The organism is Stenotrophomonas rhizophila (assembly GCF_020857975.1).
In the GTDB taxonomy this organism is placed as follows: Bacteria; Pseudomonadota; Gammaproteobacteria; order Xanthomonadales; family Xanthomonadaceae; genus Stenotrophomonas; species Stenotrophomonas rhizophila_C.
In genome coordinates this window covers 73,051-100,038 of the sequence record NZ_JACWUO010000009.1, presented here as the reverse complement: position 1 = coordinate 100,038, position 26,988 = coordinate 73,051, and the positions used below count along the sequence as shown (strand labels likewise).

At 68.8% G+C, this 26,988-nt stretch carries 28 protein-coding genes and 2 pseudogenes; 11 read left to right on the top strand and 19 right to left on the bottom strand.

Features of this window, described 5'->3' with window-relative positions; all coding sequences use genetic code 11:
* Positions 1-27 precede the first annotated feature (27 nt).
* From IC535_RS10820 to IC535_RS10810, 3 genes are all read right to left on the bottom strand, one after another.
* Positions 28-1,056: a helix-turn-helix domain-containing protein gene (locus IC535_RS10820; protein ID WP_228885965.1), complete on the bottom strand. Its 1,029-nt coding sequence runs from the start codon at positions 1,054-1,056 to the stop codon at positions 28-30.
* 373 nt (positions 1,057-1,429) lie between these two features.
* On the bottom strand, positions 1,430-1,810 hold the full coding sequence (locus IC535_RS10815) for a hypothetical protein (protein ID WP_228885964.1): 381 nt from the start codon (positions 1,808-1,810) through the stop codon (positions 1,430-1,432).
* 135 nt (positions 1,811-1,945) lie between these two features.
* A complete protein-coding gene (locus tag IC535_RS10810; protein ID WP_228885963.1) occupies positions 1,946-2,929 on the bottom strand; it encodes an NADPH:quinone reductase in 984 nt (327 codons plus the stop codon).
* Between the two features lie 158 nt (positions 2,930-3,087).
* On the opposite strand from IC535_RS10810, the gene IC535_RS10805 reads away from it, so the two are divergent.
* The gene (locus IC535_RS10805; RefSeq protein ID WP_324250478.1) at positions 3,088-3,399 is read left to right on the top strand and encodes a winged helix-turn-helix transcriptional regulator; all 312 of its coding nucleotides are present in this window, start codon (positions 3,088-3,090) and stop codon (positions 3,397-3,399) included.
* Positions 3,400-3,439: 40 nt separating this feature from the next.
* Here the strand turns inward: IC535_RS10805 and IC535_RS10800 are convergent, their stop codons facing one another.
* From IC535_RS10800 to IC535_RS10785, 4 genes are read right to left on the bottom strand one after another with little or no spacing between them, the layout of a single operon-like run.
* A complete protein-coding gene (locus IC535_RS10800; protein WP_228885961.1) occupies positions 3,440-4,879 on the bottom strand; it encodes an efflux transporter outer membrane subunit in 1,440 nt (479 codons plus the stop codon).
* Positions 4,876-5,760 (bottom strand): biotin/lipoyl-binding protein, encoded by an 885-nt coding sequence (locus IC535_RS10795; protein WP_306433082.1) that lies wholly within the window; start codon positions 5,758-5,760, stop codon positions 4,876-4,878. The genes IC535_RS10800 and IC535_RS10795 overlap by 4 nt, the downstream gene beginning before the upstream one ends.
* Positions 5,757-5,972: a DUF1656 domain-containing protein gene (locus IC535_RS10790; RefSeq protein WP_228885959.1), complete on the bottom strand. Its 216-nt coding sequence runs from the start codon at positions 5,970-5,972 to the stop codon at positions 5,757-5,759. The genes IC535_RS10795 and IC535_RS10790 overlap by 4 nt, the downstream gene beginning before the upstream one ends.
* 4 nt (positions 5,973-5,976) lie before the next feature.
* On the bottom strand, positions 5,977-7,947 hold the full coding sequence (locus tag IC535_RS10785) for an FUSC family protein (RefSeq protein ID WP_228885958.1): 1,971 nt from the start codon (positions 7,945-7,947) through the stop codon (positions 5,977-5,979).
* A gap of 75 nt (positions 7,948-8,022) precedes the next feature.
* Here IC535_RS10785 and IC535_RS10780 point away from each other — a divergent pair, with 75 nt between their 5' ends.
* Positions 8,023-8,841: an AraC family transcriptional regulator gene (locus IC535_RS10780; RefSeq protein WP_228885957.1), complete on the top strand. Its 819-nt coding sequence runs from the start codon at positions 8,023-8,025 to the stop codon at positions 8,839-8,841.
* 94 nt (positions 8,842-8,935) lie between these two features.
* Here IC535_RS10780 and IC535_RS10775 read toward each other — a convergent pair whose 3' ends face one another.
* A complete protein-coding gene (locus tag IC535_RS10775) occupies positions 8,936-9,283 on the bottom strand; it encodes an RcnB family protein (protein WP_228885956.1) in 348 nt (115 codons plus the stop codon).
* 175 nt (positions 9,284-9,458) lie between these two features.
* Between IC535_RS10775 and chrA the strand changes: the two genes are divergently transcribed.
* Positions 9,459-10,691, top strand: a complete 1,233-nt coding sequence (chrA, locus tag IC535_RS10770; protein ID WP_228885955.1) for a chromate efflux transporter — start codon at positions 9,459-9,461, stop codon at positions 10,689-10,691.
* A gap of 86 nt (positions 10,692-10,777) precedes the next feature.
* Here chrA and IC535_RS18800 read toward each other — a convergent pair.
* Positions 10,778-11,041, bottom strand: a pseudogene (locus tag IC535_RS18800) (NmrA/HSCARG family protein); the annotation flags it as partial.
* On the opposite strand from IC535_RS18800, the pseudogene IC535_RS10765 reads away from it, so the two are divergent.
* Positions 11,031-11,621: pseudogene (locus IC535_RS10765) on the top strand (LysR substrate-binding domain-containing protein); the annotation flags it as partial. The pseudogenes IC535_RS18800 and IC535_RS10765 sit on opposite strands and share 11 nt — an antisense overlap.
* A gap of 96 nt (positions 11,622-11,717) precedes the next feature.
* Here the strand turns inward: IC535_RS10765 and IC535_RS10760 are convergent.
* Both IC535_RS10760 and IC535_RS10755 read right to left on the bottom strand, forming a co-directional pair.
* Complete coding sequence (locus tag IC535_RS10760; RefSeq protein ID WP_228885954.1) at positions 11,718-12,257, bottom strand: hypothetical protein; 540 nt, start codon at positions 12,255-12,257, stop codon at positions 11,718-11,720.
* A gap of 223 nt (positions 12,258-12,480) precedes the next feature.
* Entirely contained in the window at positions 12,481-13,569 is a 1,089-nt protein-coding gene (locus IC535_RS10755) for a DUF5694 domain-containing protein (RefSeq protein ID WP_228885953.1), read from the bottom strand.
* Positions 13,570-14,273: 704 nt separating this feature from the next.
* Between IC535_RS10755 and aroQ the strand changes: the two genes are divergently transcribed.
* From aroQ to accC, 4 genes are read left to right on the top strand one after another with little or no spacing between them, the layout of a single operon-like run.
* Entirely contained in the window at positions 14,274-14,723 is a 450-nt protein-coding gene (gene aroQ, locus IC535_RS10750) for a type II 3-dehydroquinate dehydratase (RefSeq protein WP_228885951.1), read from the top strand.
* The gene (locus tag IC535_RS10745) at positions 14,723-15,145 is read left to right on the top strand and encodes a lysozyme inhibitor LprI family protein (protein ID WP_228885950.1); all 423 of its coding nucleotides are present in this window, start codon (positions 14,723-14,725) and stop codon (positions 15,143-15,145) included. Before aroQ ends, IC535_RS10745 begins: the two co-directional genes overlap by 1 nt.
* Before the next feature lie 52 nt (positions 15,146-15,197).
* A complete protein-coding gene (accB, locus tag IC535_RS10740; protein WP_228885949.1) occupies positions 15,198-15,695 on the top strand; it encodes an acetyl-CoA carboxylase biotin carboxyl carrier protein in 498 nt (165 codons plus the stop codon).
* A gap of 10 nt (positions 15,696-15,705) precedes the next feature.
* On the top strand, positions 15,706-17,073 hold the full coding sequence (accC, locus tag IC535_RS10735; RefSeq protein WP_228885948.1) for an acetyl-CoA carboxylase biotin carboxylase subunit: 1,368 nt from the start codon (positions 15,706-15,708) through the stop codon (positions 17,071-17,073).
* A gap of 152 nt (positions 17,074-17,225) precedes the next feature.
* Here accC and IC535_RS10730 read toward each other — a convergent pair whose 3' ends face one another.
* Genes IC535_RS10730 through IC535_RS10720 form a run of 3 tightly spaced genes read right to left on the bottom strand, consistent with a single transcriptional unit; the run spans position 17,226 to position 19,332 of the window.
* Complete coding sequence (locus IC535_RS10730; RefSeq protein ID WP_228885947.1) at positions 17,226-18,011, bottom strand: alpha/beta hydrolase; 786 nt, start codon at positions 18,009-18,011, stop codon at positions 17,226-17,228.
* The gene (locus tag IC535_RS10725; RefSeq protein WP_228885946.1) at positions 18,008-18,379 is read right to left on the bottom strand and encodes a hypothetical protein; all 372 of its coding nucleotides are present in this window, start codon (positions 18,377-18,379) and stop codon (positions 18,008-18,010) included. Before IC535_RS10725 ends, IC535_RS10730 begins: the two co-directional genes overlap by 4 nt.
* The gene (locus IC535_RS10720) at positions 18,376-19,332 is read right to left on the bottom strand and encodes a hypothetical protein (RefSeq protein WP_228885945.1); all 957 of its coding nucleotides are present in this window, start codon (positions 19,330-19,332) and stop codon (positions 18,376-18,378) included. Before IC535_RS10720 ends, IC535_RS10725 begins: the two co-directional genes overlap by 4 nt.
* Before the next feature lie 175 nt (positions 19,333-19,507).
* Between IC535_RS10720 and prmA the strand changes: the two genes are divergently transcribed.
* The 3 genes from prmA to fis all read left to right on the top strand — a co-directional run bounded on the left by prmA (position 19,508) and on the right by fis (position 21,669).
* Complete coding sequence (gene prmA, locus IC535_RS10715) at positions 19,508-20,428, top strand: 50S ribosomal protein L11 methyltransferase (RefSeq protein WP_228885944.1); 921 nt, start codon at positions 19,508-19,510, stop codon at positions 20,426-20,428.
* Positions 20,429-20,458: 30 nt separating this feature from the next.
* Complete coding sequence (locus IC535_RS10710; RefSeq protein ID WP_228885943.1) at positions 20,459-21,280, top strand: DUF3426 domain-containing protein; 822 nt, start codon at positions 20,459-20,461, stop codon at positions 21,278-21,280.
* 113 nt (positions 21,281-21,393) lie between these two features.
* Entirely contained in the window at positions 21,394-21,669 is a 276-nt protein-coding gene (fis, locus tag IC535_RS10705) for a DNA-binding transcriptional regulator Fis (RefSeq protein WP_123730002.1), read from the top strand.
* Positions 21,670-21,816: 147 nt separating this feature from the next.
* Here fis and IC535_RS10700 read toward each other — a convergent pair whose 3' ends face one another.
* From IC535_RS10700 to IC535_RS10680, 5 genes are read right to left on the bottom strand one after another with little or no spacing between them, the layout of a single operon-like run.
* A complete protein-coding gene (locus IC535_RS10700; protein ID WP_228885942.1) occupies positions 21,817-22,806 on the bottom strand; it encodes a phosphatidate cytidylyltransferase in 990 nt (329 codons plus the stop codon).
* The gene (locus IC535_RS10695; protein WP_228885941.1) at positions 22,803-23,435 is read right to left on the bottom strand and encodes a lysophospholipid acyltransferase family protein; all 633 of its coding nucleotides are present in this window, start codon (positions 23,433-23,435) and stop codon (positions 22,803-22,805) included. The genes IC535_RS10700 and IC535_RS10695 overlap by 4 nt, the downstream gene beginning before the upstream one ends.
* Positions 23,436-23,471: 36 nt before the next feature.
* The gene (locus IC535_RS10690) at positions 23,472-23,897 is read right to left on the bottom strand and encodes a hypothetical protein (protein ID WP_228885940.1); all 426 of its coding nucleotides are present in this window, start codon (positions 23,895-23,897) and stop codon (positions 23,472-23,474) included.
* Positions 23,894-25,225, bottom strand: coding sequence for a phosphatase PAP2/dual specificity phosphatase family protein (locus IC535_RS10685; RefSeq protein ID WP_228885939.1), 1,332 nt, complete (start codon positions 25,223-25,225; stop codon positions 23,894-23,896). The genes IC535_RS10690 and IC535_RS10685 overlap by 4 nt, the downstream gene beginning before the upstream one ends.
* The gene (locus tag IC535_RS10680; protein ID WP_228885938.1) at positions 25,218-26,975 is read right to left on the bottom strand and encodes a bifunctional alpha/beta hydrolase/class I SAM-dependent methyltransferase; all 1,758 of its coding nucleotides are present in this window, start codon (positions 26,973-26,975) and stop codon (positions 25,218-25,220) included. Before IC535_RS10680 ends, IC535_RS10685 begins: the two co-directional genes overlap by 8 nt.
* Positions 26,976-26,988: the final 13 nt, after the last annotated feature.

The following is a 26,988-nucleotide window of genomic DNA, read 5'->3' as shown; positions in this document are numbered from 1 at the left end:
CGTGTTTTGCGACTGCCAAAACGCGTTTCAGGAGGCCCCGTGCAGGCGTAACTGGGCCTGCCGCCATGCGCCGGGGGTCGTTCCCTCCACCTTGCTGAAGCACCTGTAGAAGGTGGAGGTGGACAGGAATCCGGAGGCCTCCGCCACCTCTTCCATCGATACCGCCGTCTGGGCGCGCAGCACCTGTTTGGCTGCCTCGACCCGGACCTGGGCCAGGTACGGCTTGAACGCGGTCTTGTGGTTGTCGTTGAGCAGCTGCGACAGCCGTGCCGGGGGCATGTTGAGACGCCTCGCCAGTTTGGCCAGGGTCAAACCAGCATCCTTGTACAGACCCTCGTCGACCATCAACGCGTTCAGGGCGCGCAACGCCGCGTCGGCTTCGGTCTGCGCGATCTTGCGGTCACGGTAGGGCTCGGCGGCGGGGCGAGGCGTGCGCAGGGCAAGCGCCACGCTGACGCTCAGGTACAACACCAGCGAGAACGACAGCGCGCCGACGATGTAGGACGTCAACCCGGCCGTGGCGTAGGCCAGCCAGATCACCGCTACGCCCGCGATCACCGAGGCGACATGGGCACGGGTCAGTGCGCCGGGCGCCCCATCGGCGCGACCTTGCCGGGCGGCGTGCAGGAACAGCACCGCGGCCACCAGCAGACACGCCAGCCAACCGGCCTGGATGAAAGCCCAGACCGGCCCGGCCCACAGACGTACGTTATCGGTGTAGGGGTAAGCGAGACCGAACACGGTCGCGAGCACGAGCAGGCCGAGCGCGACCAGCGGATCGTGCCGGGTCTGTCGGCGATCAGGATCGAGCCAGGCGCGCACGAAGCCGACCAGGCAGATGCCGATAAGGAAACAGGCGGTCAGGCCAATCTGCAGGACCAGCTTGGAGATGTCGGGCCAGAAGTAGAACAGCACGGACTTTCCGGTCCGCAGGCTCAGCATCAGCACCAGCGCCGCCAGCCAACGCTGCGCCGGGCGAACGGGTTGACGCAACAGCAGATATACCGACAGGGCCACCCCATTGAAGGCGCCCAGGCCGGCGAAGAAGAACAGCACGTAGGACGCTAGCATGGGGCGCGGATACCCTGGAGGAAGCGGACGGTTCTAACTGGAATCGGCGTCCGGGAGTATGCCCGCTTCGGGTCATGGCGTCCTCAGGGTCAGGCAGGCGTCCAAACTGGCGGGGCGATTTCTGACGTCGGCATTTCCCCCCCTCCCCGGCTACCAGAAGGTGGGCTGATTGTCCTGCATGAGGTCACCATCGCTATCAGGGTTCTGATGCTGGGCGCATGGGGACGGCAGCCACGAGAACAGCGGACCGGCTGACGCCTCGTCTCAGGGGAGTGGGGCGAGATGTCCCGCCGGATGCCCCTATCCTCGCCGGCGTGGATTGAGGGCCGCTTCCGGCCAGAAGCGGACGTTCGAGCAGTCAAGCATCCGGGACGTCGAGTCGCATGCACTCGAATTCCACAAAGCCTGTGCACGGCAGATCGCCAAGTTCAAGCACAAACCCGAGAACCTCGACTAGCCCGGCCGCCTGATCCGCGACTCGGCCACATCCTCGATAGGCGAAACCCTCAATCCGGTCAAGACGCTCGATTGAGCGCTCGGACTTCAGGCTTTCCGGCCAATCCGAAAGGTATGCGGCTGCCACATGTTCAGTCATGCCGTGCAAGAGGTTCGGCACGACTTGCCCGACCGAAAGGTCGCACGGATGGCTGAAGGCGATGATCTCGCCCTTGCCACTGTCCAATGTGACCTCAGCCGAATCCCCATAACGTTGGATCGCCTTTACGACGAGAGTATCCATAAGTCCCCAAGTTCCCATTGCTAATGTCCGCTTTGGGTCGATAGCGGACGTTAGCACCAGCCCAAGCGTCGTGAGAGCCCCGGGGTCCGTTAACGGCCAATAGCGGACTCGCTTATGCACCAGCGAGCGCTTCGCTCATATGGCAATGAGAACTTTACCCGTGACAGATCCCGCCTCAAGTGCCAGGTGCGCTTCAGCGATCCTTTCCAGAGCCACCGTCAAGCCGAAATGGGGCACATAGGCGCCGCTGGCAAGGCACGCGTTGATGTCCCTGATCGCGTTGTCTTTCGCTTCTTGAGGGACCGAATAGATGTATACGAAGCGGAGCACGCATCCGTGCACCATCGCACGCAACAGCGGCAGTGAAAGCGCATCGGTTGCCTGTGCTGTTGCATAAGCGCTGATAACTCCACCGGAGGCGAGGCATGCGAGGTCAAGATCGAGGTTTGCCTTCACATTGACGTCTACGATGCGGTCCACGCCTGCATTCCCGGTATGCGCGTGGATCGCGCCGGCGACATCGTCGTTCAGGCGGTCCAGCACCAGATCGGCTCCGGCCGCCCGGGCAATGATTGCCTGTTCGGGATTCATGACCGTGGCCACGACCCAGGCTCCCGCCCACTTTGCCAGCAGGATGGCGGCGGTGCCGACCACGCCCGCACCACCGTGCACCAACACCCTTCGGCCGTCGATGTCGCCATCGGCGAAGAGGCAGCGATGGGCTGTCAGTGCCGGGATGCCCAGGGATGCACCCACCTCGAAGGAGACATCGTCAGGCAGCGGCACGGCGTGCCCTGACGGCACCACCACGAACGCTGCTGCCGTCCCGCTCGCCCTGCCGTACTGGGCCTCATAGATCCAGACCCGCTGCCCAACACGGCCCACCGCTTCCGCGTCGCCAACCGCATCGATGACACCTGCCCCGTCCTGGTGGGGAATGATGCGTGGAAACGGCATCGGCGAAGAGAACCCGGTGCGGGCCTTGAGGTCGGTGGGATTCAGCCCGGACATGTGCACCCGAACCCGAACTTCGCCTGGTCCGGGTTGCGGGATCGGCAGCTCGGCGACACAAAGCACCTCATCGGCCGGGCCTTGGCGGTCGTAGTACGCAGCTTTCATGGGCTTTCTCTCTGATTGCGAAGGGACTCCCTCCGGGCCAGCACTATCAGAGGCAAGCATCCGTTTTACAACCAGGCACACTTTGTATATATAGGGATACAAAGTATCCCATTGGAGCAGTCATGCCCCGTAGCGCGCCTTCCGAGTACCGATGTGCCGTGGAAATCACCGTCGACATCGCCGGTGGCAAGTGGAAACCGTTGATCGTTCACTACTTGCTGAGCGGCACCAAACGGTTTGGGGAACTGCGAAAGCTGATCGGCGGAGTGACCCAGCGCTCGTTGACCTTGCAGCTGCGCGAGCTTGAAGCAAGCGGCATCGTCCGGCGCGAAGTGTTCGCAGAAGTTCCACCACGCGTGGAATACACGTTGACAGCGCTGGGCACCACGCTGGCGCCTACGCTGGAAGCAATGAAGTCCTGGGGGGAGCACTATCTGGCCAGCAGGGACGGCGGGCAGCAGAAAGCTTGAGCCCTTCTGCGCGCACAGCAGGTAGCGGAGCTGGATCGCGCTATCGACGCGCTTCGGCCTGGCCGTCCTCCGACCAGCCACCGCCGAGCGCCAGGAACAGATCCACCTGGCGGTCGATCAACTGCGCGCGCGACGCGGCCAGCGTTGATTCGGCGTCGGCCAGGGCGGCCTCGGCGGACAGCACATCGATGAAGCCGATCCTGCCGAACCGATACAGTTGCCCCGCCTGGCCGCTGGCGCGGGCCGCATCGTCGCGTGCCCGGGCAAGGCTGCCTTCGCGGTCCACCTCACGGGAATAGGCCGAAAGCGCGGTTTCGGCCTGCCGCAGGGCCTGCAGCACCGCGCCGTCGAACGAGGCCAATGCGGCATCGGCGTCGGCGCCGGCCGCATCGATACGTGCCTTGGCCACCCTGCGATTGGGCCAACGCCATGACAGCAATGGGCCGATGCTTGCGCCGAAGGCATTTGCCGACAGGCCCTGCCGCAGCGGGTTGGCCACGCCTGCCGATGCACCGATGCTCACCTGCGGATAGAGCGCGGCGGTTGCCACCCCGATCGTTGCGGTGGCAGCGGCCAGGCGGCGCTCGGCCGCGCGGATGTCCGGGCGGCGCTGGATCAGCTGCCAGCCATCGCCGACCGGGATGGTCTGGCGCAGGGCAGGCGGCTGCTGGCAACCGGCCACGTCCGGCGGGTAGTCCGCCGGCAGCCGCCCCATCAGCGCGGCCAGTTCGAACAAGGCCGCCTGCCGCTCGGCAACCAGGTGCGGTATCGCGGCCGCGCTTCGGTTGACCGCGGCCCGGGCCCGGCTGACGTCGAATGCGGTCCCGCGCCCGCCTGCCGCGAGCCGGTGGGTGGCATCCAGCGTGGCGCGCTGGGTATCCAGCACCCGCTGCACGGCCGCCAGGGTCAGGTTGGCCGAACAGGTACCGACATAGGCGCGGGTGACCGCCGCAGCGACGGTCACCCGGAGATGGTCGCGGGCCGCTGCAACCGCCTGCGCGTCGGCGCTGGCCGCTTCGATGCCGCGGCGGATGCCGCCGGCCAGGTCCAGCGGATAGGACAGGTTGATGCCGAGCGCATACGCCTGTGGCGAGGACGCGGGCGGCGTGTAGTTCCCGGCATGGGACAGCGTGGCAGACGCGTCCGCGTCGGTGCCTATCGTCCCCTGCGCACGGTACTGGCGCACCATCGCCGAGGCACGCCGGAGATTGGCGTCTGCGGTGCGCAGGTCGGTGTTGGCCCGCAGCGCTTCGGCGACGTAGGCGTCGAGGCGGGGATCGTTGTACAGCTGCCACCAGCGGTCCGGTGGCGCGGCCAGCGTGAACGCCGCCTCCTGGCCCGAGACGAACGCACGCCGGGCCTGCGGGGCGGCGGCAACCGCGCTGGCCGGAAGCTGGTAGTCCGGGCCGGACACGCAGCCGGCCAGCGCCAGCATCATCGCCATCGCCATCGCGCTCAAGCGGGAAACCCTGCCGGTCATTCGCAGGCCTCCGGCGCACGCGGGGTAATGGTCACGCTCGCGGTCCTGCCGACGATGAGCCGGGTTCCCGGAGGGACATCATCGATGCGGATGCGGACCGGAATGCGTTGCGCCAGCCGCACCCACGTATAGGTCGGCGTTACGGCGGGCAGCAGGTTGTGGGTGCTCGCGCGCTGGTCGTCGGCGATACCGGCGGCGATGCTCTCCACATGCCCGCGCAGCTGGCGGCCATCACCCATCAGCCGGGCCACGGCGACGTCGCCTTCGCTGATGCAGTTGAGCCTAGTTTCCTCAAAGTAACCTTCGACCCTAAGGCTGCCGGTATCGATCAGGGCCATGGCCTGTGCGCCGGGCTGCAGGAAGTCGCCGGTGTGCAGGTCCAGGTTGGTCACGATGCCGTCGGTGGTGGCGCGCACCTCGGTCCGCTGCAGGTTCAACAGCGCTACCCGCCGCTCCGCATGTGCCTGCGCCAGGCCCGCCCGCTCGGTATCGACCCTGGCGGCGTTACGCTCGCGGGTTTCGGAGGCGACCAGGTCGCCCAGGGCGTTGTCCCGTTTCGATTCGCGGCGGGCCAGGTCGAGCGTGGCATGCGCGCTGCGCACCGCGGCGTCGGCTTTTTCCAGCGCGGCGGCCGAGCGTGGCTGGTCCAGCAACAGCAGCAGCTGGCCGGCTTTCACCTGCTGGTTGTCGTGCACCAGTACCCGGGTAACCAACCCGCCCATGTCCGAGGCAACGCGCACCACATCGGCGCGCACCCGGCCATCGCGTGTCCACGGCTGCCGTTCGTATCTGCTCCAGACCGACAGGGCCGCGATGACGGCGATGGCGAACACGCCAAGCGTGGCGCTCCAACGCCCGATGACAGCAAGCATGTGCTTCATTTCATTTTCTCAAGCAGGGGGACGAGCCGCACAAGCAACTCCACCAGGATCACGAACAGCGACAGGCCCACCAGCGGCCGATAGGCGAAGAACCGGTACAGGCCAAGACGTGCCAGCAGCCCGGAGGCGATCAATGTCAGCGCCAGCGCGACCAGCGCCACCGCCAGCAGGCCGGGAACAAGAACGCCATCGATGGAAAGATCGGCAACCATCGCATCAGTTCCCGTGGGCGATCAGCGGCGCCAGCAGGTCGCGGCGCAGGTCTGCGAGCAGCGAGAGCAGGCGTTTGGCTTCGGGCTCCCGGCCCGCGATGGCCGCCTCGCGCATGCGCTCAAGCGCGTCCAGCAGGCGCCTGTCCGGGCCCTGCCGGGGAATGGCACGGGTACGGAAATGGACCACCACCGCGTCGATCAACCCGGCGTGGCAGGCGCGGGCACCATGCCCCACCAGGCCCGGACCCAGCGCACGCAGCGCGGCCACCGTGCTTGCCGCGCGCATGTCGGCAAACATCGTCCGCAGGGTGTGGGCTGCGCCTGGCCGGCCGCTCAGGCGCGGGGCAAGCAGCCCGAGCCGGTCCAGCATGCGGCTCAGCCAGTCGCTGGTGATCGGCCCGCGCCCGGAAACGCGGCGCGCGATCTCATGCCTGATCGAACCCAGCAGCCTGGCACGGCTGCGATCGGCATCGAGGGTCTGGAACAGGCGCATGCTGCACAGCGCCGCGGCGGTACCCACGAACAGCGCCACGCTGCTGTTGAGGGCGCCTGCGATATGGATGGCATTGGTTGCGCCCAGGCCGGCGATCAGCGGGAAGGTAAGCACCACTCCCAATGCGACCATCATCAAAGGCGGGCGCGCCAGCAACGAACCGCATACCAGCAGCACCGGCGCCAGGGCGGTGGCCAGGCCCATGAAATCGGACAGCGCCGGGAACACCACCACGCCATAGAGCAGCCCGACCGCTACGCCGATGGACGAGCCGGCCAGATAGCGCATGAGCTGGCCGCCAGGGGCCTCGATGGTTCCAAACAGTACGCACGCCGTGCCAATGATGGACACCGCCGTCGCACCGTCGGACCAGGCCGTGGCAATCCACGCCGCGCAGCTCAGCACGATGCCGATGAAGGCACCGAAGGCAGCGCGCAGGGCAAGGCGGTGATCGCGGTGCAGGACGTGGCCGTGCGCCTTTTCCGCTGCAATCGGCCGCCGCCAGTTCGCGCTGTCGGTGCGCAGCTGGTCTTCCAGCACGCGGCAATCGCGGTGCGCGGCGTCCAGCGCGGAAAGGTCCGCGGCCAGATTGGCCTGCAGCAGTTCGCGCCAACCGCTCGGGTCGGCCGTGGCGTGGGATGGCGGGCCGTGTTCGGCTGCGCGCAGTTCTGCCAGCGAATCGTCCACGGCACTGGACAGCATCAGCACCGCGAGCATCCGCTCATGCAGCGCGCGCAGCAGCGCTGCCTGGGCCGGGCCATGGGCACTGTCGAAGCGCAGGTGGATGGAAAGCGTGTGCAGCTCCAGCAGGTCCACCGCCGCCTTGGCGCGGTCCTCGGCCAGCACTGCGTCCCCGGCACCGGCATGCATATCCTGCGTCCAGCGCTCGGCATCGGACAGGATCGCCGCGACACGCGCCTGGACGCGGTGCCAGACCCGGCGCGGAAGGACCAGCCCATGGACCAGCGTGGCGGCAAGGATGCCGATGGATATTTCCTGCACGCGGGTGATGGCGATGCTGAAGACGTCACCGGGCACCATCACGCTGGGGAACCCGATCAGGCTGGTGGTGTACCCGGCCAGAAGAAAGGCGTAGGAACGCGGGGTCCGGTCGAGCATTGCCAGGTACAGGCACAGCCCCATCCAGGCCGCCAGCGCCACGCTCAGCACCAGCGGCGCGTTGGCCAGGCGCGGCACCAGCAGCACCGTGGCGACCGCACCGCCGATCGTTCCCAGCAGACGGTACAGGCCACGGCTCAGCGTTGCCCCGGACAGCGGCTGGGACACCAGGTAGACGGTGCCGATCACCCAGAACGGGCGGGTCAGGCCGATCCGCAACGACAGATACAGCCCGAGCAGGGCGGCGGCCAGGCACTTGAGGGAGAACAACACGGCTTCCCGGTCGGCCTTCAGCACCGGTGCCTTCAGCAGCGTGGGCAGCGACGGGAGGAAGGAACGGATGGGAGGCGCCGGCGTTTGCATGGGCTCATCGTATTGAACGCCGCGCCTGCCGAATTTCGCTAGAATGCCAATCTCTCGCTAAAACAGGCCAGACGAGTGACCCGCATCGTGCTCCCCGGCTTCGACCTGGACCCGGACCAGACCGATCGGCCGGCGGTTGCCAGCCGGCTGCAGGTGGCCGACCACGACGCCGAGATCCCGGTCCACGAGCACCGCAAGGGGCAGTTGATCCTGGCCCTGCACGGGGCCGTGACCTGCCAGGTCGAACGCGCCCTGTGGATCGTTCCACCGCAGTGCGGGGTATGGATTCCCGGCGGCATGCCGCACAGCAACCGCGCCACCGCCAACGCACGCCTGTGCTATCTGTTCGTCGAACCCGGCGCGGCGGCGCTGCCGCGGCACTGCGTCACGCTGTCCATGTCGCCGATGGTGCGGGAAATGATCCTGCACCTGGCCGACGCCCCGCTCGACTATCCGCGCGGCGGGCATACCGATCGGCTTGCGCGCGTGCTGCTGGACGAACTGGTACAGATGCCGGCCGAGCGGGTGTACCTGCCGATCAGCCATCACCCGAAGGTGCGGGCGCTGGCCGATGCGCTGTCGGCCAATCCGGCCGACCGCAGCACCATCACCCAGTGGGCCAGGCGCTTGGCGCTGGGGGAACGGACGTTGACGCGCCTGATCGCCCACGAAACCGGCCTGTCCTTTGGCCGGTGGCGGCAACAGCTCCACCTGCTCGTCGCCATCCGCGAGCTTGCCGGTGGCGCTCCGGTCCAGCGGGTGTCCGAAAGCCTGGGCTACGAGTCGGTCACTGCCTTCATCACGATGTTCAAGAAGGCGCTTGGGCTGTCGCCCACCCGCTATTTCGCGGCGCGTTCGCAGCATCACCCGGCGGGCGACCCACAGCGGAGGTGAGCCTGCCGCCCAGCCGGGCGCGCATGCCGCTTCCATGCAGGCCCCTTGCACCGACGGGATCAATCCGGCGACCGGCGGCCGCGCCGGTCATCGATCAACGGTGCAGCGCGTCGATGATCAAACCGGTAGCGATTTCCACCAGCAGATACTCGCTGTCGGACTGGCGCACCCAACGTTGACCACGGCCGGGATCGCGCAGCTTGTAGTGCGCGTAATCGTCCACCCAGTAGCGGCGGTCCACTTCGGCCCAGGGCAGGCGCTCGCCACGGCGCCACGCCTTCTTCTGCCAGCCCGGCGGCGGCGCCTTGCGGCTGTGCGGCCCACCGGCGTGGGCCGGGGGGCCATTGCCCTTGGCATGGTGCGGCGGATCGGCCCAGGCCGGGGCAACGGCCAGCATCGCCGCCGTGGTCAATGCAACGCCCAGCAGTCGTACGGTTTTCATGGAAATCTCCCTACCCGGCCGCGGCGTGCGGCGTGTTGGCACCGAATATAGGTCAGGCGATGTGAAAGAAACCAAGCGGCCGCGGGCCGGGGGTTGCGCAATTGAACGCTACCGCCGCGGTCGGCAATACTGGGCCGACGGTACCTACCTCCTGGCCCTGGGCAATGTTTCTCCCGTGACCGAATCGCCGCCCACGCCCGAGCCCCTCGATACCGCGCCCCCCGCCGGCACCGCCGCCGAGGTATTCGGTGTCTTTCTCACGCTGGGGCTGACCGCATTCGGTGGCCCGATCGCGCATGTGGGCTATTTCCGCCAGGAAGTGGTGCAGCGCCGTCGCTGGCTGGACGAGGTCCAGTTCGCGCAGTTGCTGGCCGTCTGCCAGTGCGTGCCGGGGCCGGCCAGCAGCCAGATGGGCCTGGCCATCGGCCTGTTCCGCGCCGGCTGGCGTGGCGCGGTGGCCGCCTTCGTCGCCTTCACCCTGCCCTCGGCGCTGCTGATGTTCGGCGTTGCCGCCCTGGCCTCGCGCCTGGACCATGGCATCGGTGCGGCGGTGGTGCATGGATTGAAACTCGTGGCCGTGGCGGTGGTCGCCCATGGTCTGGTGGGCATGGCACGGCAGTTGGCGCCGGATGCGCCGCGTGCGCTGATCGCTGCCGCCGCGTGTGCGTTGATTGTGCTCACAGGCAATGCCTGGGCGCAGCTGGCAGCGGTTGCGGGCGGCGGCGTGCTGGGTCTTTGGCTGTGCAGGCGGGTGAGCGGTCCGGCGGCGGCGGTGTTTCCGGTGCGCTTTGGCAGCCGAAGCGCAGCGGTGTTCCTGCTCCTGTTCCTGATCGGGCTGGGCGCGGCCCTGGTCCAGCCTTCCTACGGGACACCCACGATGGCCAGCCTTGCCGGCGCGTTCTACCAGGCCGGCGCACTGGTCTTCGGCGGCGGGCATGTCGTCTTGCCGCTGTTGCAGCAGGCCGTGGTCGACACCGGCTGGGTCGGCGCGGATACATTCCTGGCCGGCTACGGCGCGGCCCAGGCGATGCCCGGGCCGATGTTTTCGCTGGCCGCGTTCCTGGGCGCCGAAGTGCCTTTGGGTTTGCCGGCGGCGGCCGGCGCGGCGGTGGCGCTGCTGGCCCTGTTCCTGCCCGGTTTCCTGTTGCTGCTGGCGGTGTTGCCGGTCTGGAGCGGGCTGGCGCGGCGGCGCTGGGCGGCCAGCGCGATGGCCGGGATCGGTGCAGCCGTGGTCGGCCTGCTGGCTGCCGCATTCCATGACCCGGTATGGACGCAGGGCGTGCACACCCCGGCCGACATCGCCATCGCGGTGGTCGGCTTTGCGCTGTTGGCCATCGCCCGGGTGTCGGCGCTATGGGTCGTGCTGTGGGCGGTGACCGCGGCGGTGGCGGTACAACAGGTGCTGTAACGCCAGCGCACGACGCGGCTGCGCGAACCGGCCTGCATCGCGGTGGGCCGGCGCGGGAACGCACCGGCCCACCGCCCGCGCACCGATCATGCGTTGGCAACCGCCTCGGCAACGAAGTCCTGGTAGGTACGCAACGGGCGCCCGAGCAGGGACGCCAGCTGGTCCGCGGTGCCGTCCGCCGCCCGCATGCCGAAGGTCTGGATGCCGGCCATCATCAAGCGCATGTCATAGGCCAGCCACGACGGGGCGTAGGCGGCCAGCTGCGCCTCGAACGCGGCCACATCGTCGCCGCCGTAGGCAACCGCACGCCCCAGCGCCGCGCTCCAGGCCTGCGCCGCCGCAGCCCCGGTGCTGTTTTCCCAGCTGGCCATGGGGCGCATCGCCGCCGACTTCTGCGCGGCCCATCCCGAGGTGGCCATCGAGGTGGTGGCCGAGGACCGCATGGTCGACCTGGTGGAGGAGCAGTTCGATGCCGTGATCCGGATCAACCCCAGCCCGGACAGCAGCCTGGTCGGCCGCTGTTTCGCACGGGACCGGCTGGTGGTGGTCGCCGCCCCCGGGCTGGCGGTGCCGGCGCCCGGCGCGGTCCGGCCGGTGCCGGGCATCGTCGCCTCCACCTTCCAGCCCGGCCCGTGGAACCTGGACCAGGGCCGCCTGATCCTGGAGCCCATTCCGCGGCTGCGGTTCTCCTCGTTCCTGATGATCCGCGACGCGGCCCTGGCCGGCGGCGGCGCGGCGCTGATCCCGCAGTCCATCGCCGGCCATCACCTCGCCCGCGGTGAGCTGGTGCAGTGGGGCGTGCTCACCGGCGCCGAGCCGGCGCTGTGGGTGCTGCATACCTCCAGGCGCCTGGCCGCGCCGAAAGTACGCGCGTTCGTGGATTTCATGTGCGCCAGATACCCGGACATGGCGCTGGTGCTGGAGGGATAGGCGGGCAGGCGTGGCCGTGGCTAATGTCGGCGCGGTAGCGGCGCAAGGCGCGGGCCGAAACGGCCACCAGGAATGCGGTCACATCTCCTCGCCCCACTACCCGGCCGAACCCGCCTGCAGACGCGCCATCGCCCAGGCCACCCCGCGCCACACCACCCATCGGCTCACCGCCGAGATCAGCATCGGCACGCAGGCCACCATCGCCGGCAGCACCGGCCCGAAGACGAAGGTCATTCCCAGCACGAAGCCGAACAGATATTCGGGGCGGTATGCCGGGAGCAGCACGCTGGCAGCCAACACCGCCAGCATCACCTGCGTGGCGGCAGGCTCGCCGCGGGTCACAAAGGCCACCGAGAGCACCAGGCCGGCCGCCAGTGCGCCGACAAAACCGGCAACCGCGGGGACAAGGGCACGCGGTTGTTCGCGCATCCGCCGGGTGACTACCCAGCCGGCCAACGCGCCAAGCAGCGGCAGCACCACTACCCCCCACGCATTGGAGATGGCCGGCAGGCTTGCATCATTGAACAGGTGGTGGCGCAGGATGCCGCCGTGGGTCTGTTCCCAGCCCAGTTGCAGCAGGGCGGCGGCCATGCCTGCCATCACCGCGCACGGCAGCAGCCAACGGGATTCCAGCATTGCCATCGTCGATTCCTTTGCCGGTGATACGGGTTCCGATGCGCGAGCATAGGAAACACGCACCTCCCCTGCATGTGTCGCGCGACATCATGACCAATGGCGGCCATCGTCGCCGCAGTATCGCGCCGTGGAAACCAGCAGCAGGGTGCGCCTGCACACCTTGGCCGAGCGCCTGGACCGACAGCACCAGGTCGCCGTCGGTGTATGGCCGCCAACCATCGCCTCAGCGCAGTACGTCGTCGGCGTCCACCAGTTGCAAGTCGTGCATCTGGTTGAGGTAGGCCTCGTAATAGGGCTTGTGCGATGCACCGACGATGGCCAGCATGCGCATGCCCGGTGCCTGCCCCAGCACATCGCGGATATTGGCGACCATGCGCAGGTTGCGGGTTTCCCAGTAACCCACATAGCCGCGCCCGAAGCCCTGCGGCGAGGGTTCGACCAGCGCCGCGCCGAAGTCGCTGTGATAGGCCTGCAGCGCGGCATCCGCTGCGTTGTAGGCGCGGTAGATCGCCAACAGGCCGTCTGGCTTGCCCAGATCGGCGTGCAGCGGAATGTCCGCAGCGGCGCGGGCCCGGGTGTACGGGTTGTCCCAGGCCTTGGCGATCGCCTCGCCGGCGGCCTTTTCGAGCGCCTTGGGCGTAGGCGAATCGGCGGTATGGTCATCCACCGCCCAGACCCGTTCCAGCCCCAGCCGTGCGGCCAGTGTGGCCGCCACCAGCACCGATTCGTCGCGACGTTGCAGGCGCTTGTCCAGGTAGGCCACCAGCTGTTCGCTCAGGCCGTCGGCGGCAATGCGTTGCCCGATGGGCAGGCGCAGCCATTGCACCAGCGCCGAATTGCGCTCACCGGCGGCCAGCCACACAGCGGCCAACCGCCGCCGCTGTGCCGCACTCGGCGTGGCCGGCCAGGCCGCCAGCAGCCGCTCGGCCTCGGCGTTCGCCGCTGGCACATCCAGTCCGGTGGCGGCCTGCGCCGGGCCGGTATCCACGCAGTAGCTGCCGACGCTGTCGGCATACCGCGCGGGATGGCGGCGCATGAAGTCGCACTGCAGACCGGACACCGCCTCCACCGCGATGGCCTCCGGCTTCCAGGCCGCCAGACGCCCCAGCAACGGCTCCAGCTGGGCCGGCGCGAAGCTGTCCGGCAGTGCCGACAGGTGCGGCGACCCCAGCACCAGCACATGGTTGGGTCGGCCCGCCGGCGGGCCCTTCAGTTGTTCCGGGTGGAAGGTGGGCCGATAGCCAGGGCCGGCGGCCAGCGCGCTGGCGCTGCACAGCCCAAGGATGAACATACTGCCGATGCGTCTGATCATGCCGCCTTCCTGCAATGGCCGATGCCTTGCCCGGACCCGATACTGGTCGACAGACCGGGCGCGGGTAACCCCCGTTGGTCATGGCAACCTTTGCGCGCTTTACTGCATCGCCAGCCGCCGATCAGGGCCGCGCCGGACCGGAAGACGGGATCGGCGCCATCCACGGCCGTGCCCGCGTATTGGAGCCTGTGGCCGAGTGCGGCCAGCAGCGGCTACTGCGCCTGGGCCGCCGGGCCTCGACGCGGCATCACCTTGCGTGAGCCGCCGGACCAGGCACGCCGCACTGCGGGCCAGCACGGCTGGCCCGCAGCCGCGGATGCCTGCGTCACCCCAGGCAATCAGCCGCGGGCGTTCTTCTTTTCGTTCTTCTCCGCCTTCTTTTCCTTCATGGTCTTGGCGGGCTGCTTCTTGGTTTCTTTCTTCTTGTCCAGACTCTTGGCCATTACGGCATTCTCCAGTAGGTTGAGACAGCAGCAGCATGGCACATCCGGGGCCTGCCACCCAGCGGCCGGGGCGCCCATTCATCGCCGCTGCGGGCGGTCCGCGACCGGCCCGTCGCCCGCGCCGGGGTCTGCCGACACCGCCCTGCCCCAAGGCATGCGCCACACTTTCAAACGAACGCTTGAAACACGCGCAACTTCGTCGAACTGGACACGATCAGCAGGTTCCGCCAGACTGCCGCCCTTTCCCGTCGTTCGGCACTCATGGCGAAACTGCTGGTCCTGCATGGCCCCAACCTCAACCTGCTCGGCAGCCGCGAGCCGGGGGTGTATGGGCACACCACGCTGGCGCAGATCGACCAGGCCCTGCTGGCCCAGGCGCAGGCCGCCGGGCATACGCTGGACCGCCTGCAATCCAACGCCGAACACATCCTGGTGGACCGGGTACAGGCTGCCCGTGAAGACGGCACCGCCTTCATCCTGATCAACCCGGCGGCGTTCACGCATACCTCGGTGGCCCTGCGCGATGCGCTGGCCGCGGTGGACGTGCCCTTCATCGAAATCCACCTGTCCAACCCGCATGCGCGCGAGCCGTTCCGCCAGCACAGCTATTTCAGCGACAAGGCGGTCGGGGTGGTCTGTGGTTTCGGCGCGGACAGCTATCGCTATGCGATGGACGCCGCGTTGACCCGGCTGGCGGCTGCGGTCGCGTGATGGCCATCGTGCGCGTCGTTGCCAGCGTTGTGCTGTGGGCCGGCCTGTGCGCCAGCGCTGCGGCGTCCGACCGCCGGGACGAAGGCATCGACTGCGCGCATCCGGTCACCACGATGGAGAGCGACCTGTGCGCCTCGGACGTGGCCGCCGCCGCCGATGTCGAGCTCAATGCCGTCTATCTGCAGGCGCGCCGGCAGCTGCGCAGCCCGGCCGACGGCGGCGCCTGCAGCTGGTGCGGCAACGCCGAGCAGCAGCTGGTGCAGGCGCAGCGCGCCTGGGTGCAGCTGCGCGACCACGACTGTGACGCGGTATACGCCCTCAATTCCGACGGAACGGCGCGCAATGGCGCGCAGATGCGTTGCCTGATCACGCACGCCCGCGACCGCACGCGGCAGCTGCGCGATTTCTACGACTTGCTTTGACCCGAGCGCACCGCGCTTCCCACTACTAACACCACGAGCCAAAGAGGCCCCTATGGATCTCCGCAAAATCAAGAAGCTGATCGACCTGCTGGAAGAGTCGAACCTGGCCGAAATCGAAATCAAGGAAGGCGAAGAATCGGTGCGCCTGTCGCGCGCGCCGGTGTCCGGCTACGGCATGATGCAGGCCCCGCAGATGATGATGGCGCCCGCGCCGGCCCCGGCCCCGGCCCAGGCCGCTGCCCCGGCGATGCCGATGCAGTCGCCGACCGAAGCCTCCACCGGCGGCACCGCCAAGGCCGGCAACGCCCTGCCGGACGGCCACGTGCTGCGCGCGCCGATGGTGGGCACCTTCTACGCCTCGTCCTCGCCGGACAAGCCGGCCTTCGTGTCGGTCGGCCAGGCGGTCAAGGCCGGCGAAACGCTGGCGATCATCGAAGCGATGAAGATGTTCAACCCGATCGAGGCCGACGTCTCCGGCACCATCGTCGCCATCCTGGGCGAAAACGGCCAGCCGGTCGAATTCGACCAGCCGCTGTTCGTGATCGGCTGAGGATTTGCCCATGCTCGACAAAGTCGTCATTGCCAACCGAGGGGAGATCGCACTGCGCATCCTGCGCGCGTGCCATACCCTGGGTATCCGCACGGTCGCCGTGCATTCCACGGTCGACCGCAACCTCAAGCACGTGGCCATGGCCGACGAGTCGGTCTGCATCGGTCCGGCACCGTCCTCGGAGAGCTACCTCAACATTCCGGCGCTGATCGCCGCGGCCGAAGTCACCGACGCCCAGGCGATCCATCCCGGTTACGGCTTCCTGTCGGAAAACGCGGATTTTGCCGAGCGCGTGGAAGAATCCGGCTTCATCTTCATCGGCCCCAGGGCCGAGACCATCCGCCTGATGGGCGACAAGGTGGAAGCGATCCGTGCGATGAAGGCCGCCGGCGTGCCGTGCGTGCCCGGCTCGGGCGGCCCGCTCACCGACGACATCGTGGCCAACACCAAGATCGCCCGTGAGATCGGCTACCCGGTCATCATCAAGGCCTCCGGCGGTGGCGGCGGCCGCGGCATGCGCGTGGTGCATGCCGAGGCATCGTTGAAGGCGGCGATCGAGACCACCAAGTCCGAAGCCAAGGCCGCCTTCAGCAACGACCAGGTGTACATGGAGAAGTTCCTGGAGAATCCGCGCCATGTGGAGATCCAGGTGCTGGCCGACGGCCAGGGCAACGCCATCCACCTGGGCGAACGCGACTGCTCGATGCAGCGCCGCCACCAGAAGGTGGTGGAAGAAGCACCGGCACCGGGCATCAGCGAAGAGATGCGCGAGCAGATCGGCAAGGTCTGCGTGGAAGCCTGCATCCGCATCGGCTACCGCGGCGCGGGTACCTTCGAGTTCCTGTTCGAGGACGGCCGTTTCTACTTCATCGAAATGAACACCCGCGTGCAGGTGGAACATCCGGTGACGGAGATGGTGACCGGCATCGACCTGGTCTGCGAGCAGCTGCGCATCGCCGCCGGCCAGAAGCTGAGCATCAAGCAGAGCGATGTGGTGCTGACCGGCCATGCGATCGAGTGCCGGATCAACGCCGAAGACGCTGAAACCTTCGTGCCCAGCCCCGGCCAGATCACCGCCTTCCATCCGCCCGGTGGCCCCGGCGTGCGCGTGGACACCCATATCTACAGCGGCTACCGCGTACCGCCGAACTACGACTCGATGATCGGCAAGCTGATCGTGCACGGCCCGGACCGCGAAACCGCGATCGCGCGCATGCGCGTGGCGCTGAGCGAGATGGTGGTGGACGGGATCAAGACCAACGTCGCGCTGCAGCAGCGGATCATGCGCGACAAGGGCTTCCAGGCCGGTGGGCAGAACATCCACTACCTGGAAAAGCGCCTGGCCGAACGCAAGAACAAGTCGATCGCGTTGACCTGATCGCCACGTTCAGCGGCACCACGGAAAGGCGGGGATTTCCCCGCCTTTCTGCTTTCTGGCGATCGGCCCAACGCACCGGTAGTGCCGGCCGCTGGCCGGCAACCTCATTCATCCATGGCCCGGTAGTGCCGGCCGCTGGCCGGCAACCTCATTCATCCATGGCCAAGCGCAGCGTCTTGCCTCTCCGCGCGGGAGGAGGACGACATCGCACAAACCACCCGCACGAACCCGGCAATCACCGTCGCAGCCGCCTCCGGGCGGGCCTGCAGCATCAGGTGCGGGCCGTCCAGCGTGGTGCTGGCCTGGGCCGGCAGCAATGCGGACAGGTGGCGCTGGCAGCGCGCCGGCAGCAGGCGGTCGTGCGCGGCATGCAGGCACAGCGTCGGCAGTACCTGTGCACGCGCCTGTGCGGCGACGTCCACGCCGAGTGCGGCCATCGCGCGCCTGCGCAGGACATCGGCATCGACGCTGGCCAGTGCGGCCCCCAGCGCGGTGCGCAGCGCCGGGCTGCTCCAACGCCCGAGCAGCAGCCACGACAGGGCCGGCATCGGCAGCATCCGTACCGGCGCCACATGCAGCAGCGCCTGCAGGCGCCGCCACATCCGCCAGGGCGAGCGCGCAAAAGTGGTGGAGAGGATCAGGCCGCGCAGGCGCGGCGGCGGCGTGGCCGCGATCGCCATGGCCAACGGCCCCGAGAACGACTCGCCCAGCAGCAGGTAATCGGTGCCGGTCGGCAGCGCCTGTTGTATGAAGCCGGCCAATCCAGCGTAGTCCAGCGCGCGGTCCAGCGGATAGGCGATCACCGTGACCGCCACGCCATGCCGCCGTATCGCCGCGCTGAAGGCGGCGTGCTGGCTGCCGGTGGCATCCAGCCCCGGCAGCAGCACCCGCGGCAGCAGGCGCGCGGCCGGCGGGGCCGCCGTGGCATCGCGCGTCAACGCGCGACGTCGGCGGCCGTCACCTGGGAATGCTTGACCGGCTCGGCGCCCAGCGGCGAAGTCGGGTCCATGATCACCATGGTTTCGGTCGAGCCATCCGGCCACACCACCTGGAAGGTGCTGCCGGCCGGCAGCGAGGCGAACGGCATGCCGCTTTGCGCGCGATACACCGCAGCGACCTGGCTGGCCCCGGCACGGCGCACGTCGGCACCGGCCTTCACCGAGGTCAACTGCACCTTGGACAGGCTGCGGTAACGATCCTCGTAGGTATCGATCATCACCAGGCCGACCGCGCCGGCCGAGTACGCCACAAACAACGCCACCCAGAACCAGAATTTGGCGCCATGCAGGATTCGACGGTAGTTCATCGCCTTTTCCTCTGCTTGATCAGTTGTTCCACCAACGCTTTCATCTTCCCCGCACCTTGCCGCGATACCGCGGCGTCATACACGAATGTGCCAAAGTCCTGCCCACCATCGAGCGAACAGATCCCTCCGTTCGCGCAGAAATTGTTCATCAATACGCTGTCCGGCCCGCAGGCCATGCCCAGCTCGCACGCCGCCAGGCGCCATGCCAGTTCGCTGAATTGATCGCCGGCCACCAGCCCATCGAACGCACGGTCGCCGCTGGCGCGGGTGCCCATGCCGGTGGACAAGGCCATGTACGCCTCGGGGTCGCGCGAATCCAGCACGCGCTCGACCAGGCCGCGGCGGTAGCCGGGGCTGTCCTGCAGCGGCTGGCCTTCGGCGAACAGCGAGGCCTCGGCGGCCAGGTTGCCGGCCCGGGCCGCCTGCCGGCGCTGGGTCAGGATCAGCTCGCGGCCCAGGTGGTCGCTGCTGACGAACCCCGAACAGCGCCGTGCCACCCGCTCGCGCGCGGCCACCATCGGCGCCGATGCGCTCATGCCCATGCCGGCCAGCAGGGCGTTGTCCAACGGGTAGCCGCCGGGGTCCATCGCATATACCGCGCAGTAGTCGTAAACGCGGCTGGCCATCCACGCCGCTTCGGCATTGCCGTTGGCCGCCTGCAGCTGCAGGCGCTGGGCATAGGCGAACAGATCGGTGTCGCCTTCGATGTCGGCGCGGATGTCCAGCGCCAGCCCGGAGGGCACCTGGTTGCCGCGTTCGCTGCCGAGCAGTTGCCGCGCCAGCTGCCGGGCCTGTTGCGGCGCGCCGGTGCTCAAGACCCCCTGCACCGGCTCTGCGTCCACGGCAAGCGGCGCCTCCTGGCGCGCCGGGCCACCGGCGCGGTAACCCACCGCCCCCAGCAAGGCCAGGGCCGGTACCACCAGCAGCCAGGTTTTGAGAGGCACAAACGGCATGTGCGGGGCCGGAAGCTGCCCCGGCGGGCAGCGGAACGCCAAGTCTAGCAATGCCTTGGCGCGCTGTCTGGGCGCCACGCCGTGCCGCGTCTCGCCGTACCGGGAGACGCCCCTCCCGGCAGGACGCCGCCGCAATGGTCTAGCATGCACGGTTTTCCGCAGGACTCTCCCCGCCATGCCGTTCCTGGAACTCACCCTCCATTGCACCGAAACCACCCAGCCCCGCTACGAGAATGCGCTGGACGACGTCGGCGCGCTGGCGGTGACCCTGCTCGATGCCGACGCAGACACCAGCAACGAGCGCGCGATCCTGGAACCGGGCGTGGGCGAAACCCCGCTGTGGAACGACCTGGTGCTCACCGCCCTGTTCCCGGCCGAAACCAATGCGCTGGCGTTGCTGGCCGCCCTGGAAGCCTTCGACCCCGGCCTGGACTGGTCCAATGCCAGCTTCGGCACGGTCCAGGATGAAGACTGGGAACGCGCCTGGCTGGACCAGTTCCAGCCGATGGCGTTCGGCGAGCGCACCTGGATCGTGCCGTGGAACCACGCGCTGCCCGAGGCCGCGCAGGCCGCCGATGCCGCCGTGATCCGGCTCGACCCGGGCCTGGCGTTCGGCTCGGGCACCCACCCCACCACGGCGCTGTGCCTGCGCTGGCTGGACGGCCTGGGCGCCGACGGCGTGCTGGCCGGGCAGACCGTGCTCGACTTCGGCTGCGGCTCGGGCATCCTCGCGCTGGCCGCACTGAGGCTGGGTGCCGCCCACGCGGTCGGCGTGGACAACGACCCGCAGGCGGTGATCGCCACCGGCGACAACGCCGAACGCAACGGGCTGCAGGACCGGGTGCAGGTCTACCTGCCCGAGAACGAACCGGCGGCGACCTATCCGGTGGTGGTGGCCAACATCCTGGCCTCGGCGCTGGACGCGCTGGCCGAGGTGCTGGCCGCACGCGTGGCAGCCGGTGGCCGCATCGCCCTGTCGGGCATCCTGCACGGGCAGGAAGGCGAACTGCTGGAACGCTACGCGACGTGGTTCGAGCACCTGGAGGTGGCACAGGACGGCGACTGGATGCGCATCACCGGCATCCGCCGTGCTTGAATAGCTCGTCCCCCGCCCGGTCCTGACGTGATGTCCGAGCCCAAGCCTCCAACGCGCCGCCCATTGGCCACGTTCCTGCGTGCCAGCAGCGACGCCGCGCCCGCCGCCGATCCAGCGGCGCCCGACGTGATGGCCGAACCGCCCCTGGCGCAGCAGGACGTGGACGACCACGACCAGGTGTCGGTGTTCGACCCGCCGCCGGGCGAACATGGCGACGAGCACGGCGAAACCAGCGCGTTCACCACCGCCGAGCCATTGCCGCCGGCGTCCGGCGGCGACGATGACGTCGGGCCGGCAGGCAGCACGCGCCGCGCCGACCCTGACGATACGCTGCGTGCCGCCGCCACCGCGCCCAGCTTCCTGCGCCTGCCCGGCGCGCGCCTGCGTACTCCACGTTGGCAATGGGGCCTGGTCGCCGGCCTGGTCGCGCTGCTGCTGTTGCAGATCGCGGTGGCCGACCGCGCGCGGCTGGCCGCCGATGCCGGCAGCCGGCCGTGGATCGCCGGCCTGTGCGGCGTGCTGCGCTGCAGCCTGCCGGCCTGGCATGAGCCGGCCGCCTTCAGCATGATCAGCCGCGATGTGCGCCCGGTGCCCGGCCAGGCCGGGGCACTGCAGGTGCAGGCCAGCTTCCGCAACGATGCGCGCTGGGCCCAGCCATGGCCGTCGCTGCGGCTGTCGCTGTCCGATGCCGACGGCCGCGTGATCGGCACCGGTGTGTTTGCGCCCCGGCACTATCTGGACCCGGCGGTGAAGGCCGAAAGCGTGCTGGAACCGGGCCAGAGCGCGCAGATCGCCTTCCGCGTGCGCGAGCCGGCCGCCTCCACCGTCGCATTCACCTTCGAATTCCTGTAACCGGCTTTCCTGCCGCCCAGCGTGGCGGGTTGCCGGCGCACGCGCTAGACTGACCTCCACCATTTTTCCGCCAGGGGCTGTCGTCCGCCCCGGCATCTGCACCGGGAATCTCCTTGAACGCTGTCCTTTCTCGTCCTGACAATAGTCGTGGCGCGCCCAAGCCACCGCTGCGCGAACATGTGGCCCAATCGGTCCGGCGTTATCTGCGCGACCTGGATGGATGCGACGCCGACGATGTCTACGAGATCGTGCTGCGTGAAATGGAAATCCCGTTGTTCGTGGAAGTGCTCAACCACTGCGAGGGCAACCAGAGCCGCGCCGCGGCGATGCTGGGCATCCACCGCGCCACCCTGCGCAAGAAGCTGAAGGAATACGGCATCACCACCTGATGCCGCGCATCGACCAACGGTCGATGCCTACCGCGATCACGCACCACCCACGATGCCGCGGTTGCCGGCGTCGCATCGACCGACGATCAATGCCCGCCCTGCCGCACCTGCGGTAGGTGCCGACCGTGGGTCGGCACGCCGCCGCAATCACGCGCTCCAGAAATAGCGCACCAGGTGGAAGAACACCGGTGCGGCGAAACACACCGAGTCCAACCGGTCGAGCATGCCGCCATGCCCCTCGATCATGTGGCCCCAGTCCTTGATGCCGCGGTCGCGCTTGATCGCCGACATCACCAGGCCGCCCCAGAACCCCATCAGGTTGACCACCAGCGACATCCCGAACGCCTGCCACGGCGTGAACGGGGTCAACCACCACAGCGCCGCGCCCAGCGCGCTGGCCGACAGCACCCCGCCGATGAAGCCTTCCACGGTCTTGGATGGCGACAGCTTCGGTGCGATCAGGCGTTTGCCGATCAGCTTGCCCCAGATGTACTGCAGCACGTCCGAGGACTGCACCACGATCACCAGGAAGGCGAACAGCAGCAGGTTGCGCGCCGGCTCCACCCCGGCCAGCTTCAGGTTCAGCAGCGCCGGCACGTGCGAAATGCAGAACACGCAGATCATCAACCCCCACTGCACCTTGGACGTGCGTTCCAGGTAGTCGGTGGTATCGCCACCGATGGTGGCCAGGATCGGCAGGAACAGGAACGCATACACCGGGATCAGCAGCGCGTACATGCCGTACCAGTCGGTCCACACCAGCCAGTACTGCCACGGCAGCACCACATAGAACGCGGCCAGCAGCGCGTAGTAGTCGCCGGCGCGGGTGGGCGTGAGGGTGATGAACTCGCGCAGCGCGAACAGCGACACCACCGCAAACAGCAGCACCACCCCGGTACGCCCGAAGAAGAACGCCAGCGCCACCACCGCGGCCATCACCCACCACGCGCGGATCCGCGACACCAGGTTGGCCAGCACCGTGCTCGGCGCATGCCGCGCGCGCCAGCGCAGGGTTTCGGCGATCAGCGTGGCCACTACCAGCACCGCGGCGATGCCGGCAAACAGCAGCCGGGTCTGCGCATGGGTGGACAGCTGCGCCACCTGGCTGGCCAACGCGGAAAACAGCAGCGGCATCATGCGCGCTGCCTGCGCGGCTGCGGGTCCAGGGCCAGCAGCGACATCCGCGCGCGCTCCAGGAAGCGGTCCTTGTCTTCATCGGCCTTCAGCCGCAGCGGCTCGCCGAAGGTGGTGGTGCACAGCAGTGGCAGCGGCAGCCAGCGGCCCTTGGGCATCACCCGCTTGAGGTTGTCGATCCACACCGGCACGAACTCCAGTTCCGGGCGCTGCCGGGCCAGGTGGTAGATGCCGCTCTTGAACGGCAGCACGCCCTCATCGGTGTTGCGGGTGCCCTCGGGAAACAGGATCAGCGAATTGCCCTCGTCCACCGCCCGGCACAGGCAGGCGATCGGATCGTCATGCCGTTTGGCCGGGTCGCGTTCGATCAGCACGCCGTTGAATACCGCATGGATCAGGTAGCGGCGCAGGCCGTCGCGCTGCCAGTAATCGGCCGCAGCCACCGGCCGCACCTGGCGGCGCAGGCTGTTGGGCAGCGCCGACCAGATCAGCACGAAATCGCCGTGGCTGGCGTGGTTGCCGTAGTACACACGGTGCTCGCTGGACGGCGCGCAGCCCTGCCACAGGGCACGCGCGCCGGTCAGCGCGCGGATGGCGCCACTGCAACCGCGCGCGATCAGGTCAGCAAACATGCCGGGGGCTCCTGCCGGAAGGAATGGTGCCACTACTCATGCCAGGCTCCGCAACAGCAACGCGGCCAGCAAGGCCAGCGCCTGCAGCGCCAGCCACAGGCACTGCCCGCGCAGCAGCGCGCGCATGCCCTGCCAGCGCGCGTCCCAGCCGCGCGTCAGGGCCGGGGCGCGGCGCAATCCCAGCGCATGCAGGGCCGCATCCAGCTGCGCCGGCGCGGCCTGCGGGTCGGCGTCGTCCAGCGCCTGCAGCAGCTGCCGGTCCAGGCCGATGCGCACCGCGTAATAGGCCTGCACCAACCCGGCCAGCAACGACAACGCAGCAGCGGCCACCACCCTTCCCGCGGGCGGCGCCAGCAGCACCAGCAGCAGCGCGGCAGCGGCCAGCAACCACGACACCTGCGCCGGCAACCGCGCCTGCGCCAGCACGGCCGCCATCGCCCGCAGCTGCAGCACCGGGGTCATGCGCGCACCGGGGCCAGGCCCTGCGCTGCGCCCAGCTGCACGGCCTGGTCGATCGCCTGCCGGTGCCGCTCGTGCAGCACGATCCAGGGGCAATCCAGGCCAAGCAGGCGGACCGCGGCCTCGGCGTTGTCGGCGTGCCCGCTGCGGCACAACCAGGTGGCCACCGCCGCGGCGCTGCGCGAATAGCCCAGGGCGCAGCACACCAGTACCTCGCCGCGGCGCTGCCCATGCGCGATCGCCTCGGCGGCACGGTGCAGTGCTTCGGGCGAGGGCGTGGCCAGGTCCAGCATCGGCACGCTGCGGTAATGGCGCGCGCCGGCATGGAACGGCAGTTCGGCACACACATCCACCACGGTAGGCATCGGCAACGCCACGCCGGCCGACGGCATCCGCCCCAGCCAGACGCCATCGATCACCCGGTGCGGGCCCGGCGCACGCCGTGTCCACCAGCGCGAGTTCAACCACGCCGCCAGCAGGTACGGGGCCAGCAACCAGCGCGCCGCCATGCTGTGGCGCCCGTTCTCCTGCTTCTGGAACACCGCCGTGCCCAGCCCGGCATAGGCCAGCGCCACCAGCAGCAGCGACAGCGCCGGCCAGCCCAGCCACAGCGCCCAGCCACCGATGCTCAGCGCCAAGCCGGTGCACAGCGCGCTGCCCAGCGCGTACACCGCCGCCAGGCCCCAGCGCGCCGGCTCCTGCGCGGTGCGCCAGTGGCGCAACGGCGAGGGTCCGTGTGCCGGCCACAGCCACACGCACAGCCAGCCCACCGCCACGCCGGTGGGCACGTCGACGAAATGGTGCTGCCAGGTGGTCAGCACCGAAATGCCGATCAGGGCGAACCACACGTGCAGCGCGGTGCGCCACCAGCCCCGCAGGTGCTGCTCAAAGCGCACCCATAGCACCACCAGCAGCACGATGTGCAGCGACGGGGCCTGGTTGAACGGCTTGTCGAAGCCCAGCAGCACATCGAACAGCCAGCCGAAAACGCCGGCGGTTTCCGGGCGTTCCAGGCTGAAGCGCAGCGGCCACAGCAGGAAGCACCCCACCGCCAGCAGCTGCGCGGTGAACAGGCGGCGGGCGTGCATGTCCAGTTCGGCGCGCCGGGTGCAGATGAAGAACGAAGCCACGTAGAACAGGTCGATCGACCAGTACGGCACGATCGTCCAGGGCTGGAACGGTATCTTCGCTTCCCAGCCGAACACGATGGTGGGCACGTACGGCAGCCGCCCGGCCAGCGTGTTGGCCAGGCCGTAGCTGAGGAAGAAGAACGGCCCCAGCAGCGCCAGCCACAGCAGCGCACGCCGCCACGGACGCGCGCCCTCAGTCATGGCCCACCCGGCGCGCCAGCGATACGGTGAAGATGCCGAAGCGGTCGATGCGCTGGGTGATCTTCTCGAACCCGGCCAGGCGTACCAGTTCGTCCATTTCCTGCTGGGTACGCCGGCGCATCACCCAGGCCGCGCCTTCGCGGTGGCTGGTCAACGCGCGCGCGATGAACTCCAGCTGCGGGTGCCAGGGCTGGCCGGTGTAGACCAGGTAGCCGCCTTCGCGCATCGCCGCGGCAATGCCCTGCAGTGAGCGCGCCACCGCATCGTTGTCGGCGAACAGCTCGTACAGGCCCGACACCGTGGACAGGGTGGGCGCCACCGGCAACGCGGCCAACGACGCGGCGTCGAAGGCATCGCCCTGCTCGAAGGTGGCGATGTCGTCGGCGCCGAAGGCGCTGATCAGTTTGCGCCCGTCGACCACGTTGCGCTCGCTGAAATCGCGCAGGGTGATCGCCGCTGCGCGGTGTTCGCCCTGGGCCAGCGCATCGAGCACGTAGCGGCCATGCCCGGCGGCCACGTCCAGCACCCGCACCGGGTGGCCTTCGCCGCGCAGGTGCAGCGCGGCCAGCTGCAGTAGTTCGCGCACATGGGTGCGGCGGATGCGGATGCCGCGCCAGCCGATCGCATCCAGGTAATTGCGGTCGATCATCCGCCCCAGCGGGCCACGCCCACGGGCCTGGTCGCGGTAGATGTAATCCAGCGTGCTGCCCGAGTCGAAGCCGCTCTCCAGGCCCAGCGCGATGCCTTCGGACAGCTTCCCGCCAACGCGCAGCCCGGCGCGGGTGAAGCGCCAGTACAGATCCTGCAGGCTGTTGCGCTGCGGCGGCCAGGCCAGGATTTCCGCTTCGTCGAAGCTGGGCCCGTGGCGGTGCGCCTGGCGCAGGCTGGGCCGTACCAGGGGCGCGGCGAAGCGCTCGCCGATGAAGCGCCGGATCGCCGCGATCGCCGGGGCGCGGTCGCGCTCGCCGAGGGTGTCGTGGAAAAAGCCGGGCAGCAGGTTGCGTTCCTTGATCGGCGAAGACAGACCCTCGTAGAACCGGTCCTGCGGTGCGCGGTGCACCACGAAATCCGCCCCTGACACCAGCAGCTGGGTCGGCACGGTGATCGCCTGCGCATCGCCGACCACACGCTCGGCCGCCTCGTACAGGCCCAGCAGCACGCGCACCGAAATCGGCCGGGTGATCAGCGGATCGGTGCGGTAGCTCTCCACCCGCGCCGGATCGTGGGTGAGCCATTGCGGCTTGACGTAGCTGTTGACGAAGAAATTGCCACGCAGCTTCTGCATCAGTTTCAGGCCCGGCACCGCCAACGGCACGTACAGCTTGACCTTGAACGCCGGCGAGGCCAGCACCAGCGCGCGCAGCGGCGGGGCGTAATCGTGCACCCAGGTCGCCGCCACCACCGCGCCCACGCTCTGGGCGATGATCACGATGTCCTGTACGGCGATGCGGTGCTGCTGGCCGATCCAGGCGATGAAGCTGTCCAGGTCGCGCACCAGGGCCTCGAAGCCGGGCGCATCGCCGCGCTCGCCCGGCGACTGGCCGTTGCCGCGCGCATCCCAGGCGAACACCGCGGTATCGGGCAGGTCCAGCTCATCGACCAGATGCGCCACCCGGCCCGAGTGTTCGTGCCCGCGGTGCAGCAGCACCAGCGCGCGCGCTGGCGCATCGGCCGCGCTGGCCGGCCAGTGCCGGTAGAACAGTGGTTGGCCATCGAAACTGTGGAACTGCAGCTGTTCCTGTACGCGCATGCATCACTCCGTT